The sequence below is a fragment of the Brevundimonas sp. GW821-FHT12C05 genome (genome assembly GCF_058807475.1).
The window spans coordinates 108290-124057 of record NZ_JBXAQS010000004.1 but is presented as its reverse complement, the minus strand read 5'-3'; the positions used below and the strand labels follow the sequence as shown (position 1 = coordinate 124057).

The window sequence follows — 15768 nt, the reverse complement described above, 5'->3', positions numbered from 1 at the left end:
GCGCACAATGAGATCTGGGGAGGTCATCCAATGAAATTCATGCTGATTGCCGCGGTCGCCTTGGCCACGACGGCGACGCCCGTCCTGGCGGAAAACTGGCAACCCTATTCGCGGACCGCGGTGCGCGCCTATCTGACGGACGTGGACAGCATCGTCGCCGTCGACGGGATCACCACGATCCGCTCGGCCTCGGTGCCGATGACCTCGCCGCCAGGCGATCTGAGCCACTCGCAAGAGACCTATCAGTTCGATTGCGCCGGCGGGAAATGGCGGACCGCCGGGGCCAGCGAGTACGAGGCCGACGGAACCCACGAGGACTATCCCGAGGAAGGCGCCGCCTGGGAGCCGCTGCGGCCCAACACCAACCCCGACTTCCTGAAGCAGATCGCCTGCGACGGCTCGCGGTCGAGCTCGGGCTCCTTCCCGACGATCCGGGCCTTCATCGAAGCCGGGCGGCCCTAGTCATCTGAGTGAAGCGAAATCCGAGCCTCGATGGACGATGTCCATCGAGGCCGGTTTCGTTACGCGTCGACGGCGGCGTCCAGCGCGTTTTCCTGGATGAACTCGCGGCGCGGCTCGACCACGTCGCCCATCAGCTTGGCGAAGAGGTCGGAGGCCTCTTCCTCGTGCGCGACGTTGACCTGCAGCAGGGTGCGGGCGTTGACGTCCAGCGTCGTCTCCCACAGCTGCTCGGGGTTCATCTCGCCCAGGCCCTTGTAGCGCTGGATGGCGATGCCCTTCTTGCCCGCGTCCAGAACGGCCTCGAGCAGGTCGAGCGGACCGCGGATGGTCGTGGACTTTTCCTTGCGGCGGTAGACGGCGGGCTTGTCGAACAGCCCTTCGAACGCCGTGGCGCGCTCGGCCAGGCGGCGGGCGTCCAGCGAGCGGATCAGGGCCTCTTCCAGCACGATGCGCTCGGTGACGGCGCGGCGGACGCGTTCGAAGGCCACGGCCCCCTGGGCGCCCGGACCGCCGGTCCACGGACCGTCGCCCTCCTCGGCATAGAGGTTCAGGCGGGCGGCGGCCTTGACCGGATCTCCGCCGGCTTCCGCGAACAGGCCGGCCAGGGCCGACTGTTCGATGGCGAAGGTCGGCGCGCGCTGGCTCAGACGATCGACCCCGGCCTTGAAGGCCTTGGCCTCGCGCACCAGCGCCTGCAGGTCCAGGCCGGTGCGGCGCTCGCCCGAGGGCAGGTCCAGCTCGGCGTCGGAGGAGCCTTCCTCGATGAGGTAGGAGTCCATCTCCGTCTGGTCCTTGAGGTAGCGCGACTGCTTGCCCTTGGAGACTTTGTAGAGCGGCGGCTGGGCGATGTAGACGTGCCCGCGCTCGATCAGCTCGGGCATCTGCCGGTAGAAGAAGGTCAGCAGCAGGGTGCGGATGTGGGCGCCGTCGACGTCGGCGTCCGCCATCAGGATGATCTTGTGGTAGCGCAGCTTGTCGGCGTTGAAGTCGTCGCGGCCGATGCCGGTGCCCAGCGCCAGGATCAGGGTGCCGATCAGTTCCGACGACAGCATGCGGTCGAAGCGCGCGCGCTCGACGTTCAGGATCTTGCCGCGCAGGGGCAGGACGGCCTGGTTCTCGCGGTTGCGGGCCTGTTTGGCCGAGCCGCCGGCGGAGTCGCCCTCGACGATGAACAGTTCGGACTTGGCCGGATCGCGTTCCTGACAGTCGGCCAGCTTGCCGGGCAGGGAGCTGATCTCCATCGCGGTCTTGCGGCGGGTCAGGTCGCGCGCCTTGCGGGCGGCCTCACGGGCGGCGGCGGCCTCGATGATCTTGCCGACGACCAGCTTGGCCTCGACCGGGTGTTCCTCGAACCAGGTGGCCAGGCCTTCCTGGCACAGGCCCTCGACGGCCGGGCGGACTTCGGACGAGACCAGCTTGTCCTTGGTCTGGGAGCTGAATTTGGGATCCGGCACCTTGACCGAGAGGACGCAGGTCAGGCCTTCGCGGGCGTCCTCGCCCGAGACCGAGACCTTCTCCTTCTTGGCCGCGCCGGCGGCCTCGATATAGCCGCCCATGACGCGGGTCAGGGCCGCGCGGAAGGCCGACAGGTGGGTGCCCCCATCCCGCTGGGGGATGTTGTTGGTGAAGCACAGCATGGTCTCGTGGTAGCTGTCGTTCCACCAGAGGGCGAGGTCGAGCTCGATCCCCTCCTTCTTGCCGCGGATGACGATGACGTCCTTGAGGATGGGCGACTTGGACTTGTCCAGGTGGCGCACGAAGGCCTCGACGCCGCCCTCGTAGTGCAGGATTTCCTCGAACTTCTCGGCATGGCGGTCGTCGCGCAGCTTGATGACGACGCCCGAGTTCAGGAAGGCCAGCTCGCGCAGGCGGTGCTCCAGCGTCTTCAGGTCGAAGTCGATGTGCGAGAAGGTGGTCAGCGACGGGAAGAAGGTGACCTGGGTGCCGGTCAGAAGCTCCCCGGCCTTGGCGCCCTCGGTGCGGATCGGGGCGTCGCCGGTGACCTTCAGGCTCTCGGCGGTGTCGCCGCGCTCGAAGCGCATCTCGTGCCGCTTGCCTTCGCGGAAGATGACCAGCTTGAGCCAGTCGGACAGGGCGTTGACGACCGAGACGCCGACGCCGTGCAGACCGCCCGAGACCTTGTAGGAGTTCTGGTCGAACTTACCGCCCGCGTGCAGCTGGGTCATGATGACCTCGGCCGCCGAGACGCCTTCCTCGGCGTGGATGGCGGTGGGGATGCCGCGGCCGTTGTCGGTGACGGTGACCGAGCCGTCGGCGTTCAGGATCACCTCGACCAGGTCGGCGTGGCCGGCCAGGGCCTCGTCGATGGCGTTGTCGACCACCTCATAGACCATGTGGTGCAGGCCGGAGCCGTCGTCGGTGTCGCCGATATACATGCCGGGGCGTTTGCGCACGGCGTCCAGGCCCTTGAGAACCTTGATGGAGTCAGCGCCGTATTCGGCCGGGGCGACAGCGTCGTCGGGGGTCTGATCGGTCATTCAATCGGTCGGTAAAGCGGCCCGGCGAAGGGCCCGGAAGGCGGCGCGAATCCGATCCGCGCCGAAGCAGTCAGAATATAGGAAATTTCCACGGGAATGCGAGGTTTTAAGGGCGTTTCCGGTGGGCGGATGCGCCCCCTTCGGACCGGCGCCGGGACCCCGCGCCGGCGCATCGGATCGCCGGGCGTTCGGGACGTGAGAACGCGTTTCCAAAGTCGGCCAAAACATAAACTACGATATCTCCGAAGGACGCGATGCCCGGAGTCTAGCCGCGCCTCTTCCCAAGGCGGGCTCTGGTCAGTGAACGGAACATTTTCGGTTAAAGAACAGAAGCTTGTGCGGCACGGATGTGCGCGCTCAGGATCAACCGCCGCCTATTCCCGGAGGATGATCAGGCGAAGCCGCCGTCCGCCACCCGCACGAACTGGGCGCGCCCCTGAAGCGGGGCGAACAGATCGGCCTCGGTACCGGTCATGAAGGCCTGCAGGCCCAGCGCCTCGATCTCGTCGAACAGGGCGGCGCGGCGAGCCGTGTCGAGGTGGGCCGGAGCCTCGTCCAGGAGCAGGACGGGGGCGGCGGCCTGACCCGACAGGCGGGTGATCTGGGCCAGGATCAGGTTGAGGACCAGCGCCTTCTGCTCGCCCGAGGAGCCCTCGGCGGCGGGGCGGTTCTTCTCGCGGTGCAGGGCGGTCAGGTCGGAGCGGTGCGGGCCGAACAGGGAGCGTCCGGCGGCGGCGTCGCGTGGGCGGGAGCGGGCCATGCCGTCGCGGATGGAGGCGGCGATGGCGTCGGCGTCGGCGCCCGAGGCGGCCAGGGCCTCAGCCTCGCCGGTGAGGCCGAGATCGGCCTGGGGGAAGAGGCGGTCGCCGCGCGTGTCGATGGCGGCCTGGAGCGTGGTCAGGGCGGCGGCGCGAGCCATGGCGGCGGCGGCCCCGGCCTCGCCCAGCCGGATCTCCAGCGCATCGAGCCACAAGGGATCGGCGGGCCGCCCTTCCGCGCCGTCGGTCAGCAGGCGCAGCCGCTCGCGCAGGGCCTTCTCATAGCCGGAAACGGCGGCGGCGTGATCGGGATTGGCGGCGAAGACCAGCCGGTCGAAGAATTTCAGCCGTTCGGCCCGGGCGTCGGAGAACAGCCTGTCCTGCTCGGGCGTGGCCCAGACGGGACGCAGGTAGTCCAGCAGGCGGCCGGGCTGGGCCGTCTCGCCGTCGATGCGGACGATGCGGCGGGCGGCGCCGGGCGCCTGCACGCCGGTGCCCAGCTTCGTCTCGTCCCCGTCGCCGGTGAGGACGGCGGCGACGGCCCAGGCGCGGCCGGTCGCCTCCCCCGGCTCGCGGCGGCCCATCTCGGGCGCGGAGGCTCCGCGCAGGCCCTTGCCGGGGGTGAACAGGCTGAGCGCCTCAAGCAGGTTGGTCTTGCCCGCCCCGTTCGGCCCATGCAGCACCACCGCCCCCGCCGCGATGGGCAGGGTCGCGCTCGCATAGGAGCGGAAGTCGGTGAGGGTGAGGGAGGTGATCACGAGTAGAAGACCCGCCATTCCTCAAGAAGGTCGACCAAACGAAACGGGGATCCGCGCCAGCCACCACCGAGATTGCCCGAGCGCCAGGAAATACGCCACGACGCCGGGAAGGTCTCGGTTGAAGCCTCTACACGCCGTCCGATGAAACTGATCACATATCCATAACGGCTCGATATGACATGGAAGCGGTCCACATCGCGCCATTCCACGAAGAGGGAAGAGCCGACGAGCCGCGAGTACCTCAGGCCATCACGAGTGAGTTCGAGACGCTTGGGCCGAACCGCTCGAAAGACGCAAACCGCGGTCACGCAGCTGCACAGCATGAATATCAAGAAGCCGAGCCAGCTTCGCGGATAGACGGCCGCCGCAATGGATATCGGCAGGGCGAACGCCGCCCCGAGTCCGTATTCCCATCGTGAACTCAGGATCACATGGTGCGCTCGCGACCCGCCAGGCCGTGCGGTCACACCCGCAGCGGCATCAGCACATACTGGACGCCCGGATCGCCCGGATCGAGCACCAGCGTCGGCGAGGCCGGGTCGGCGAATTTGAAGTGGGCGGTCTCGCCGGTGATCTGGCCGGCGACGTCCAGCAGGTAGCGGGCGTTGAAGCCGATCTCGAAGGGCTCTTCGGAGTAGCCGATCTCGACCTCCTCGACGCCCTGGCCGGCTTCCATGTTGCGCACGGTCAGGGTGACGCGGTCCAGCTCGAAGGCCAGCTTCACCGAGCGGCTCTTCTCGGCCGAGATGGTGGCGACGCGGTCGACGGCCGAGGCGAAGACGGCGTTGTCGATGTCGGCCTGCTTGTCGTTGCCCTTGGGGATGACGCGCATGTAGTCGGGGAAGGCGCCGTCGATGACCTTGGAGGTCAGGGAGGCCTGGCCGAACTCGAAGCGGATCTTCTGCGGGCTGACCTGGACCTCGACCATGCCCGAGCCGTCGTCGAGCAGGCGACGGACCTGGTCGATGGTCTTGCGCGGGACGATGACGCCCGGACCGCCGGCGGCGCCCTCGGGGGCCGGGGTCTCGGCCAGGGCCAGGCGGTGGCCGTCGGTGGCCACGGCGCGCAGCAGCGGAATGCCGCCCTCGGCCACGGTGTGGAGATACAGGCCGTTCAGATAGTAGCGGGTCTCTTCGGTCGAGACGGCGAAGCGGGTCTTGTCGATCAGCCGGGCCAGGTCTTCCTTGGACAGGGCGTAGCGCGAGCCCGAGGTCTCGGTCGACATGACCGGGAAGTCGCCGGCCGGCAGGACCGGCAGGTTGAATTTGGACCGGCCGGCCTGGACCACCAGACGGGGGTCGTCGCCGGAATAGGACAGGGACACCTCGGCGCCGTCCGGCAGCTTGCGGACGATTTCGTACAGGGTGTGGGCCGGGGCGGTGATCTGGCCTTCGACGTTCACCGTCGCCTCGGCCTCATCGACCATCTCCATGTCCAGGTCCGTGGCCGCGAAGGCCAGCTTGTCCCGGCCCGCGCTGAGCAGGACGTTGGACAGGATCGGAATGGTGTTGCGGCGCTCGACGACGCTCTGGACGTGGCCGAGGGCCTTCAGGAGCGCGGATCGTTCGATGGTCAGCTGCATGTCGTCTCGCCCGGGGTGCGGCGACTCAAAGCGTCACCGCGAATAGAGGGCCTTGGACACTAGCGGATTGGCGGGGCGGAGCAAGGAAGGGGCGAGGGGTTAGGGGTTAGGGGCTAGGGAAGACGCCCCAGCCACTGTGGAAAACCCTAATCCCCAGTCCCTAATCCCTATCCCCTGAGCTTGCGGGTCAGGGCCTCGACGTCGCGGGCGATCTGCTCGTCCTGGGCGATCAGTTCCTCGATCTTGCGCACGCCGTGCAGGACCGTGGTGTGGTCGCGCCCGCCGAACCGGCGACCGATGTCCGGATAGGACCGGGTCGTGTGCTGCTTGCACAGCCACATGGCGATCTGGCGCGGCCGCGCGACGGAACGCGTGCGGCGCTCCGACAGCAGGTCGGCCTGCTTGAGGGTGAAATGCTCGGCGACGGTCTTCTGGATCTCGTCGACGGTGATGCGGCGCTCGGGGCCGCCGCGCAGGGCCGAGCCGAGCAGGCTCTGGGCCTCGTCCACGGTCAGGGCCGACAGGCGGGTGGCGGCGACGGCGGCCAGGGTGTTCACCGCGCCTTCCAGCTCGCGCATCGAGCCGGGGGTGCGGTCGACCAGGTGCTCCAGCACGTCGGGGCGGACCTCGCCCGAGACGACGCCGAGCCTGGCCAGGGCCTCGATACGGTTGCGGGCCACGGCCAGCTTGAGCGTGCGGTCGGCGGGCTCGACCGGGCAGGTCAGGCCCGAGGCGAGGTGGCTGCGCAGGCGTGGCTCGATCTCGGTCAGGGCCATCGGCGGCTTGTCGGCCGACAGGATGATGCGCTTGCCGTCCTCGATCAGGGCGGTGAGCGTCGAGAGCAGCTCTTCCTGGGTCGAGGTCTTGCCGCCGACGAACTGGACGTCGTCGATCAGCAGCATGTCGGCGCTGCGCAGGCTGTCCTTGAAGGCCGCGGTCGAGCGGTCCTGCATGGCGCGCACGAAGGTCGACAGGAAGCGCTCGGCGGTCAGGTAGACGACCTTGGCGTCCGGGCGCAGGCGCTGGGCCTCCCAGGCGACAGCGTTCAGCAGGTGGGTCTTGCCGTAGCCGTAGGGGCCGCAGAAGAAGATCGGGTTGAAGTGGCCGTCGGCCCAGGCGGCGGCCTGGCGGGCGATGGCCAGGGCGAAGGCGTTGCCCTGCCCTTCCACGAAGCTGTCGAAGGTCAGGCGGTCCTGCAGGCCGGCGGCGCGCACGGCGCGGGCGCCGTCGGCGACCGGGGCGACCGTGGCCAGGGGCATGGAGGCGTGGGGCATGGCCACCACATTGCCCGAGATCGCCGAGGCGGCGCGGCCGGCGGCGACCTGCGAGGCCGGGGCGACCGACCCCATCTCGGCGCGGCAGCGCACGTCGAGGCGGCGGCTCAGGCCGTCCAGGCCCAGCCACAGCTCGTTCATGCGGCGCAGGGCGTTCTTGCGCACCCAGTCACGGGCATAGGCGGTCGGCGTGACGAGGATCAGCTGGCCAGCGCCGTCCACGCGCACAGCCGACGGCGCGATGTAGGAACTGAACGCCCCCTCGCCGATCTCGCCGCGCAGCCGACCGGCTGCCTCGGTCCAGATATGATCCGGATCCGTCATCCCCGCCATCCTCGCGCTCCCCATCATCGGTCAGCCACCCGCCGCAAAAATCCATCACCGTGACACCCTTCAGAGCCGGCTGGCGCAGGGACGACTTCTCCTGCCCGGTGCGGCGCAACCGCCGCCCGGATTGGGGTCGTTCTCTCGATCAGACGGCTCACGCCGGAGCGAAACGGGGTTCCGCGCCGTCTTCATCCGTGTGGGGATGGAAGTGCGTCAGCCCCTTGAACTTACGCTCGGCGAAGGGTGGGTCAACGCTGATTCGCGACTCAAAATGCAGTTAAAATTGTTGACTCCGCTAAAGCGCGTCGCGGCCTTGGGAAATCCTGATTTCGCCACAGACGCGAGCGCGAATTCGCGTGACAGCGGTTACCGCGACACGTGCAAACGGCGAGGGAGCGTGTGCGCCCTCGCCGTTGAATTCGCTGCTATTTACCATGACAGGCCTATGAAAGGCCGTCCGGAGCCCGAAAAATCAGGCGGCCGACATCTTCTTCAGTTGGGCGGCCAGACGCGACACCTTGCGCGAGCCCGTGTTCTTGTGAACCACGCCCTTGGAGACGGCGCGCATCAGCTCCGATTGAGCCTCCACGAAGGCGCCCTTGGCGGCGGTGGCGTCGCCACCGGTGACGGCTTCCTGGAACTTGCGCAGGAAGGTGCGGACGCGCGTGCGGCGCGCCTTGTTCACTTCGGTGCGAGCGGCGATCTTACGGATCGCTTTCTTGGCGCCGGGGTTGTTGGCCATCAGTCAAACCTTCGAACGGAAAACGCCGCGGAGCACACGTCCACGGCGCGGAAATCTCAAGAGCGCGCGGCTATAGCGGAAAGGGCCTCGCCCGGCAAGCGGGAGTCTGACTCGTTCTGCGAGAGACCTGTCGGGCCGCCGGGCAGGCCCCGGCTCCATACAGGAGGGACCGGCGCCTGCAAAGGCGACAGTTGACGTCTGTTGGTTACAATTGTAGCGCTATGGCGACCAACGTAACCACGAGGCCGCCATGACCGAACCGACCGTACCCACGGACGCCGAACTGGATGTGTTGAAGGCCTTCTGGCGCGACGGGGCCCTGAGCTCGCGGGAAGTCCAGACGCGCATCGCCGATGGACTGGGCTGGACCTCATCGACCACCCGCACGGTGCTGGAGCGGATGCGGGCCAAGGGCCTGCTGGCGCGGCGCGAGGTGCACGGCGTCGCCGTCTATGAGGCGACCCAGCCGAAGGTGGCCGTGATCAGCGGGATGATGAAGCGGCTGTCCGCCCTGCTGGAGATCGACGGCCCGCTGCCCGCCGCGGCCTTCTCGGGCAGCCAGCTTCTGGACGCCGACGACATCGCCGCGCTGGAGCAGGCGCTGGCGGACGACGCCCGCAAGACCGACGGGGAGACGCAATAGTGGGCGCGCCCGAGCTTCTGGCCCTGTCGCTGGGCCTGTCCGTCGCCGTGGCGGCGCTGGGCCTGGCGGGCGGGACGATCATCGAACGGCTGAGCGCCGATCCCGGCCTGAGGGACAGGGCGTGGGGCGCGGCCCTGCTGCTGCCCGTCCTGCCTCCGGTCGCGACGGCGCTTCTGCTGATCACGCCGGCGCCCGTGCGCGAGGTGATGATCGCGCCGACGGCGGCGATCACCGTCGCAGCCCCGACCGCCGTGGCGGCCGCGCCGGCGCCGCTGTCCGGGCCGGAACTCGACGGAACCCTGATCGCCGCCGTCGTGATCGCCATGGCGGTCCTGCTGGCCGTTCTGCGGATCGCGGCCCTGATGCGGCGCGCGCGGCGGCTGTCCCTTCTGATCCGCGCGGGCGAGACGCCGGACGCCGGAACGATGGAGACGGTCCGCGACGCGGCCCGCAGGCTGGGGATCGCCCCGCCCCCGGTGGTGATCAGCGCGGCCGCGCCCGAAGCCCTGTTGGCCGGCCTGCGCCCGGCGCGGCTGGTGCTGCCCCGGAGCTTCACCGCAGACGACGCCGGCGTGGCCCGCGCCGTGATCGCGCATGAACTGGCCCATCTGAAGCGGGGCGACCACCGCGCCCTGTGGGTCGAGGAACTGGTGCTGGCGGTGCTGGCGGCCAATCCCCTGATGCCCCTGCTGCGCCTCCGCCGGGCCGCCGCCCGGGAAGAGGCCTGCGACGCCATCGCCCTGGCCAACGCCGGGCCGGAGGCGCGCCGGGCCTACGCCCAGACCCTGATCGAGGCCCTGCGGAACCGCGCCGGTCCGCAGACGCCCGCCCTCACTTTCACCGGCGCCGGAAGGACCACCGCCATGCATCGCCTGAAAGCCGTCCTGACCCCCGCCGCGCCCGCCGGCCGCCGCGCGCGACTGATCACCGCCGCCGCCGGGATCGTCCTGCTGGCCGCAACCGGCACCACGACCGCCGCCCTGGCCGGACAGCGGGAAGCCGAGGTCCGCCTCGTCGCGCGTATCGACCGGACCGACGCCGGCCTGAACATCGCGCCGAAGCAGGAGAGCGCCGCCCAGCCCCCGCGAACGGCCCGCCCGCTGTCGCCCGACCAGCAGGCCCGCTATCGCGGCCTGTCGGCGCAAGGCTATCGCCAGGTCTGCGCCTCGACCGATCCGCTTGATGACGGCTTCTGCGCGGGCGTCATGTTCGCCCAGATCGACAAGGCCGGAGTCTGCCCGTCCGCCGAGGCGACGACGTCCGGCGCGGATCGGGGCGCGGCGCTGGCCGCCTATGTCGAGGGCGGACGGCGGGTCATGCGCCGACTGGCGCCGCGCTTCGACGAGGGCGCCTACGGCTATGCCGAGCGGGCGATGGCCGAAGCCTTCCCGTGCGACGCCCGCCCCAGCCCAGTCGCGGCGGCCAGCCCGGTAGTGACCTTGATGCCGGTCGAGATTGAGGGGATCGCGTCGACACTGGCGTCGGATGAACAGCTTCGCGTGGCCCTGATCGGGGACGGCTTCGGGGTGATCGCCGAGACCGTGGCGACCGGCTCATCGGACGGCGTGCGTATTCCGCTGACGCGCGCGGAGTTCCCGGGCATCGGCGAAGGCGTCCGCACCTATCGGCTGGTCGCCGACGTCCATGGCCCGGACGGCGCGATCCGCCGCTCATCCGTGCCCGCGCTGATCCGGCTGGCCCCGGGTTCGCAGGGGACCGCGCGGAATCTGAGGCCGACAGTGGTCTTCACCGAGCGACAGGCGCCGGACGTCAGCGTCCCGTAAAGTTCGGCTTCCGCTTCTCGACGAAGGCCGCCATGCCTTCCTTCTGGTCCTCGAAGGCGAAGAGGGAGTGGAACAGGCGGCGTTCGAACTGGACGCCCTGGGTCAGGGTCGTCTCCAGCGCGGCGTTGACCATCTCCTTGTTGGCCATGACGGCCAGCGGGCTTTGCGAGGCGATCCTGGCGGCGATCTTGCGGGCCTCGTCCAGCAGGGTCTCGTGCGGGAAGACGCGGGAGGCCAGACCGGCGCGCTCGGCCTCGGCGGCGTCCATCATGCGGGCGGTCAGGACCATGTCCATCGCCTTGGACTTGCCGACCAGGCGGGTCAGGCGCTGGGAGCCGCCGATGCCGGGAGCGACGCCGAGATTGATCTCGGGCTGGCCGAACTTGGCCTTCTCGGACGCGACGATGAAGTCGCACAACATGGCCAGCTCGCAGCCGCCGCCCAGGGCGAAGCCGTTGACCGCGGCGATGATCGGCTTGCGGAAGCGGGTGATGCGGTCGTGGCCGAGGGCGAAATAGTTGCCCGTGTACATCTGGGCGTAGGACTGGTCCGCCATCTCCTTGATGTCGGCGCCGGCGGCGAAGGCCTTGTCGCCCGAACCGGTCAGGATCAGGCAGCGGACGCTGTCGTCGTGCTCGACGCTGTCGAGGAAGCCGGCGAGGTCCTTGAACAGGGCCGAGTTCAGGGCGTTCAGCGCCTCGGGCCGGTTCAGGGTGACCACCGCATAGCCGTCGGCGTGACGCTCGATGAGGATGTTGGCGTAGGCGTCGGCCATGGGGAGCTCCCGGAGCGGCGAGTGGCGAGTGGCGAGTGGCGAGTGGCGAGTGATTAATGGGTCGGGGCGGCTACGCACAAGCCTGAGGCTGGGGACGACCGGAAACCTACACCCTCACCACTCGCTACTCGCCACTCGCCACGCTTCATGCCTCACCCCTCCCACTGGAACACCTCGGTGATCTCCACGCCGAAGACGGCGGCGATGCGGAAGGCGGCTTCGAGGCTGGGCGAGTATTTGCCCTGCTCCATGGCGACGATGGTCTGGCGGGTCATGCCGATCTTTTCGGCCAGGGCGGCCTGGGTCATCTCTCCGGCGTGGAAGCGCAGTTCGCGGATGCGGTTCCGGATCGGCGGCGGCCCCTTCACGCGGCGGTCCGGCGATGGAGGATGACGACGACCACGGACTTCACCGCCTCGGCCAGGACGATCGCCAGGATCAGCCCCTGGGCCATCATCAGGGTCGCGTCACCACGAGGCGCCCACGACAGGCCGCCGATATCGAGCCCGAGGAAGACGGGGGCGGCCAGGGCCACGCCCAGCACCAGGAGGGTCAGGACGGCGTAGCCGGCGGTCGTCGCCCGCCCGTCGATCTGGATCTCGCGCTCATCCGAAAGAACCCGGCCCGCAGGCGGCGTCAGCCAAGCCGCCAGCCCCATCAGGACCCCCTGAACCAGAAGGTTGGCGATGAGGCATTCCACGAACAGGGCCACCGGCCATTCGCCCGGCGCGTCGGCCAGCCGGCTCCAGACCGTGAAGAAGTAGAATCCCCAGATGAGGACGCCGGCGCCCAGGCTGATCCAGGCCGCTTTTTCCCGAAACGACATCAGCGCAGTCTCCGCAACAGTGTGAGGGTAAGGCCGGCGCGGATCATCTCCGCCACGATGACGCCGGCCAGTAGGATGTTGGCCAGAACGACCCAGGCATTGCCCTGGGTGATGTCGAAGCCGCGCTCGGCGCCGAAGGCGGGCTGGAGCCAGCTGACGAACCAGGCCGCGCAGGACAGCAGGACCACCAGGGTGATCAGGACCATCAGGGCGACGTGGCTGGCCTTGAGCGCGGCGAGGATTTCACGCTCGTCCTTCGCCTCGCGCTCGGCCTTGCGGGTGGTCCAGGTCGCGACGGCGGTGAGGGCGATCTCGATGACCACGACGATGACCAGGCAGGCGACGAACAGGCCGCCCATATCCGCGGCGAGGCCCGGCCGCCCCAGGGCGCCGTCCATGATCCGCTGGATCAGACGCCAGTAGTAGAAGCCCCAGACGCCCAGTGTGGCGACGATGCTGATCCACAGATGCTTCTCTCGAAACGACATGGGCTCTCCTCGCCGCGACGGGCGGCGAGGACGATGTCGCATGACATCGACATGATGTCCAATATTTTTTACATCAAGTCCAGTTTGGCTGACACCGGCACGGTCGCGCGTCTTCAAGCCGGGCGACGCATGACATAGGAGTCTGACGGATCATCGATCGGGACGCGCCGGATGCACGCAGTCGAGACCTTCGAGCTTGTGCTCACGCTTCTGGCTCTGGTCCTGACGCTGCACTGGCTGGCGCTCAAGCTTCGGTTCCCGCCCGCCAGCGTGCTCCTGGTCGGGGGCGGGGTGCTGGCCTTCGTCCCGGGCCTGCCGTCCTTCGCGCTCGACCCGGAACTGGCCCTCGTTCTCTTCCTGCCGCCCATGCTGATCGGCGGCGCCTTCTACACGCCGCTGGTCCGCTTCCGGCGGCAGTTGCCCGGCATCCTGTCGCTGGCGGTGGGGGCGGTCGTCTTCACCACCCTGGCCGTCGGGGTGGTGACCCACTGGCTGATGCCGCAGCTGCCGTGGGCCGCCTGTTTCGCCCTGGGGGCCATCGTCTCGCCGCCCGACGCCGTGTCGGCAGGCGCGGTGCTCAAGGGGGTCAAGCTGCCGCGCCGGCTGACCACCTTGCTGGAAGGCGAGAGCCTGCTGAACGACGCGACGGGCCTGATCCTGTTCCGCTTCGCCGTGGCCGCGACCCTGACCGGCGCCTTCGACGCCGGCGCCGCGGTGCGCGATTTCGCTCTCCTGGCCCTGGGCGGCGCCCTGGTCGGCGCGGCGGTCGGCGTGGCCTGGGTCTTCCTGGCCAAACACCTGAAGGACCGGATGCTGACCATCCTGACGATCGTCCTTCTGTCCTGGGTCGCCTACCTCGCGGCCGAAGCCGTTCACGTGTCGGGCGTCATCGCCGTGGTCGTCGCCGGACTGGTCCAGAGCTGGCACCAGCACACCGTGGTCCCCGCCCCCGTGCGCCTGCAGGCCCGCAGCACGAACGAGACCATCAACTTCGTGCTCGAGGCCCTGGTCTTCATCCTGATCGGCTTCTCGCTGCGCGGCGTCATCGATCGGGCCGGCGGGGTCGAGGCGCTGGGGCCGATGGCGCTGGTGGTCCTGGCCGTCGTGGTCACGGTGACGGCGGCGCGGTTCGTCTGGATCATCGGGTCCGACAGCCTGGCGGCCGTGGCGCGCCGGGCGGGGTTCGACCGCGTGGCCCCGCTGGGATGGCGCCAGAGCGTGACCCTGGGCTGGGCCGGGATGCGCGGCGTCGTGACCCTGGCGATCGCCCTGACCCTGCCGCTCGACATGCCGGGTCGGGACCTGATGCTGGTCACCGCATTCGCGGTCATCTTCGCCACCGTCATCGTCCAGGGCTCCAGCCTCGGCTGGCTGATCCGCCGGATCCGGTCGGTCGATGTGGAGCCGCCGGCGGCCGTGCCCATGGCGGGCGCCGAGGTCGCGATCACGCGCGCCAGGGCGGCCGTCGTCGAGCAGATGGCCCATGGTCCCGACGGCGAGGTCCTGCATCCGGTGATGCTCGAGGTCTCGCGCAGACGGCTGGAGTTCATGGAGCGCTACGCCGCCGACGCCGAGACGGTGATGGAGGATCTGCAGTCCTCGTTCGACATGATGCTGGAGGCCCACGCGGCCGGACGCGCCGAGTTGATCCGGCTGCATCGCACGGGGCAGATCGAGGATGAGGTGCTGCACAATCTCGAACGCGACCTCGACGTCGAGGAAATGGGCATCATCTTCCAGCGCGACGACTAGGGGCGAAGGGTCACAGCCCGACCATCTCGCCCAGCTTCAGCACCGTGTTCCAGTTGCGACCCGTGCCCATGCCGAGCATGCGGGGCGTCGCCTTCTTGAAGATGGCGGACTCGCCCTGGCCGTTGGGGAACCAGAAATAGAGGACATCCTCCACGGCCTCGACCGCCTCGCCGCCCGCGGCCAGGTCGCGGCAGGCCTCCACGGCGCCGGGCTTGATCCCGTCCTTCATGACCATGGCGACGACCTTGGCGGGATGGGCGGCGGCTTCCTTGGGGAAGGGGTTGGCGGCGATCAGGGCCGACCACTGTTCGGGCGTGCGGGCCATGGCGGCGACCTTCAGGCCGAAGGTCTTTTCCATGGCGGTCTCGATATCGGCCTCCAGGGCGGCGGCCGCCTTGCCGCTCTCGACCACGAGGTTGCCGCTGGCCTGGAGGGTGCGAGGGTTCTTCAACCCCATGGCCAGCGCCATCGCGCGCTGCTCGCCTACGGGCGCGCGGACGCCGCCGGTGTTCATGCCCCGGAACAGGATGATGCGGTGGGTCATGTCGCGGCCTCCATCTGGTCGAGCACGGCGGTGATCTTCATCACGGTGTTCCAGTTGCGATTGGTGCCGACCGCGCCGAGGGCCTTCAGGCCGAAGCCGGCCGGCAGTCTGGACGCGTTCGGATCCTCGCCGCCGAACCACATGTAGATGTCGCCGGACCGGGTGCGTTCCACCTGTTCATCGGCCGAAGCGCGGCGGCGCAGCTGGTCGAGGCCCGCATCGGGAAGCGGCTCGCGCATGGCCCAGACCAGAACGCGGGCGGGCGCGGCGGTCGTCTTCTCCGGAAAGGGATTGGCCGCCAGCAAGGCGCGCCATTCCTCGACGGTCTTGACCACCATCTCGGTCGGGCGGCCATAGACCCCGGCGCACGCGGCCTCGAGCTCGCGCTGCAGGGTCGCCGGCGCCTTGCGCGAGCGGAACAGGAGATTGCCGGTGGCGCCGACCGAGCGGACATCCGCGCCGCCCACGGTCTCGGCCAGCCCCCTGGCCTCCTCGCCCTTCACGCGTCGGCCGTTGATCAGGATGCTGCGCATCAGGGCGATACGGATCGGCATG

At 69.2% G+C, this 15768-nt stretch carries 16 protein-coding genes; 4 read left to right on the top strand and 12 right to left on the bottom strand.

Going from position 1 to position 15768, the window contains the following annotated elements; translation table 11 throughout:
• Positions 1 to 30 precede the first annotated feature (30 nt).
• Positions 31 to 462, top strand: coding sequence for a surface-adhesin E family protein (locus AC1RRF_RS14235; protein WP_492835641.1), 432 nt, complete (start codon positions 31 to 33; stop codon positions 460 to 462).
• A 59-nt stretch (positions 463 to 521) separates the two neighbouring features.
• Here AC1RRF_RS14235 and gyrB read toward each other — a convergent pair whose 3' ends face one another.
• The 6 genes from gyrB to rpsT form a co-directional block, all read right to left on the bottom strand.
• The gene (gene gyrB, locus AC1RRF_RS14230; RefSeq protein ID WP_492835639.1) at positions 522 to 2960 is read right to left on the bottom strand and encodes a DNA topoisomerase (ATP-hydrolyzing) subunit B; all 2439 of its coding nucleotides are present in this window, start codon (positions 2958 to 2960) and stop codon (positions 522 to 524) included.
• A gap of 391 nt (positions 2961 to 3351) precedes the next feature.
• Complete coding sequence (gene recF, locus AC1RRF_RS14225) at positions 3352 to 4494, bottom strand: DNA replication/repair protein RecF (protein ID WP_492835637.1); 1143 nt, start codon at positions 4492 to 4494, stop codon at positions 3352 to 3354.
• Positions 4473 to 4907 (bottom strand): hypothetical protein, encoded by a 435-nt coding sequence (locus tag AC1RRF_RS14220; protein WP_492835635.1) that lies wholly within the window; start codon positions 4905 to 4907, stop codon positions 4473 to 4475. Before AC1RRF_RS14220 ends, recF begins: the two co-directional genes overlap by 22 nt.
• 32 nt (positions 4908 to 4939) lie before the next feature.
• Positions 4940 to 6058 carry a DNA polymerase III subunit beta gene (gene dnaN, locus AC1RRF_RS14215; RefSeq protein WP_492835633.1) on the bottom strand — a complete coding sequence of 373 codons (1119 nt, stop codon included), beginning with the start codon at positions 6056 to 6058 and terminating at the stop codon, positions 4940 to 4942.
• A 167-nt stretch (positions 6059 to 6225) separates the two neighbouring features.
• Positions 6226 to 7683 (bottom strand): chromosomal replication initiator protein DnaA, encoded by a 1458-nt coding sequence (gene dnaA, locus AC1RRF_RS14210; RefSeq protein WP_492835631.1) that lies wholly within the window; start codon positions 7681 to 7683, stop codon positions 6226 to 6228.
• Between the two features lie 448 nt (positions 7684 to 8131).
• Positions 8132 to 8401 carry a 30S ribosomal protein S20 gene (gene rpsT / locus AC1RRF_RS14205; protein WP_291841218.1) on the bottom strand — a complete coding sequence of 90 codons (270 nt, stop codon included), beginning with the start codon at positions 8399 to 8401 and terminating at the stop codon, positions 8132 to 8134.
• Between the two features lie 250 nt (positions 8402 to 8651).
• On the opposite strand from rpsT, the gene AC1RRF_RS14200 reads away from it, so the two are divergent.
• Both AC1RRF_RS14200 and AC1RRF_RS14195 read left to right on the top strand, forming a co-directional pair.
• On the top strand, positions 8652 to 9044 hold the full coding sequence (locus AC1RRF_RS14200) for a BlaI/MecI/CopY family transcriptional regulator (RefSeq protein WP_492835628.1): 393 nt from the start codon (positions 8652 to 8654) through the stop codon (positions 9042 to 9044).
• Positions 9044 to 10828, top strand: a complete 1785-nt coding sequence (locus AC1RRF_RS14195; RefSeq protein WP_492835626.1) for a M56 family metallopeptidase — start codon at positions 9044 to 9046, stop codon at positions 10826 to 10828. The genes AC1RRF_RS14200 and AC1RRF_RS14195 overlap by 1 nt, the downstream gene beginning before the upstream one ends.
• Here AC1RRF_RS14195 and AC1RRF_RS14190 read toward each other — a convergent pair.
• The 4 genes from AC1RRF_RS14190 to AC1RRF_RS14175 form a co-directional block, all read right to left on the bottom strand.
• Positions 10815 to 11603, bottom strand: coding sequence for an enoyl-CoA hydratase-related protein (locus AC1RRF_RS14190; RefSeq protein WP_492835624.1), 789 nt, complete (start codon positions 11601 to 11603; stop codon positions 10815 to 10817). The genes AC1RRF_RS14195 and AC1RRF_RS14190 overlap by 14 nt on opposite strands.
• A gap of 152 nt (positions 11604 to 11755) precedes the next feature.
• Positions 11756 to 11971, bottom strand: a complete 216-nt coding sequence (locus tag AC1RRF_RS14185; protein WP_492835623.1) for a helix-turn-helix transcriptional regulator — start codon at positions 11969 to 11971, stop codon at positions 11756 to 11758.
• Entirely contained in the window at positions 11968 to 12429 is a 462-nt protein-coding gene (locus AC1RRF_RS14180; RefSeq protein WP_492835621.1) for a hypothetical protein, read from the bottom strand. Before AC1RRF_RS14180 ends, AC1RRF_RS14185 begins: the two co-directional genes overlap by 4 nt.
• Positions 12429 to 12917, bottom strand: coding sequence for a hypothetical protein (locus AC1RRF_RS14175; RefSeq protein ID WP_492835619.1), 489 nt, complete (start codon positions 12915 to 12917; stop codon positions 12429 to 12431). Before AC1RRF_RS14175 ends, AC1RRF_RS14180 begins: the two co-directional genes overlap by 1 nt.
• Before the next feature lie 171 nt (positions 12918 to 13088).
• Here AC1RRF_RS14175 and AC1RRF_RS14170 point away from each other — a divergent pair, with 171 nt between their 5' ends.
• Positions 13089 to 14669, top strand: a complete 1581-nt coding sequence (locus AC1RRF_RS14170) for a Na+/H+ antiporter (RefSeq protein ID WP_492835617.1) — start codon at positions 13089 to 13091, stop codon at positions 14667 to 14669.
• 10 nt (positions 14670 to 14679) lie between these two features.
• Here the strand turns inward: AC1RRF_RS14170 and AC1RRF_RS14165 are convergent, their stop codons facing one another.
• Both AC1RRF_RS14165 and AC1RRF_RS14160 read right to left on the bottom strand, forming a co-directional pair.
• Positions 14680 to 15213 (bottom strand): DUF1697 domain-containing protein, encoded by a 534-nt coding sequence (locus AC1RRF_RS14165; protein ID WP_492835615.1) that lies wholly within the window; start codon positions 15211 to 15213, stop codon positions 14680 to 14682.
• Positions 15210 to 15767 carry a DUF1697 domain-containing protein gene (locus tag AC1RRF_RS14160; protein ID WP_492835613.1) on the bottom strand — a complete coding sequence of 186 codons (558 nt, stop codon included), beginning with the start codon at positions 15765 to 15767 and terminating at the stop codon, positions 15210 to 15212. Before AC1RRF_RS14160 ends, AC1RRF_RS14165 begins: the two co-directional genes overlap by 4 nt.
• Position 15768 lies beyond the last annotated feature (1 nt).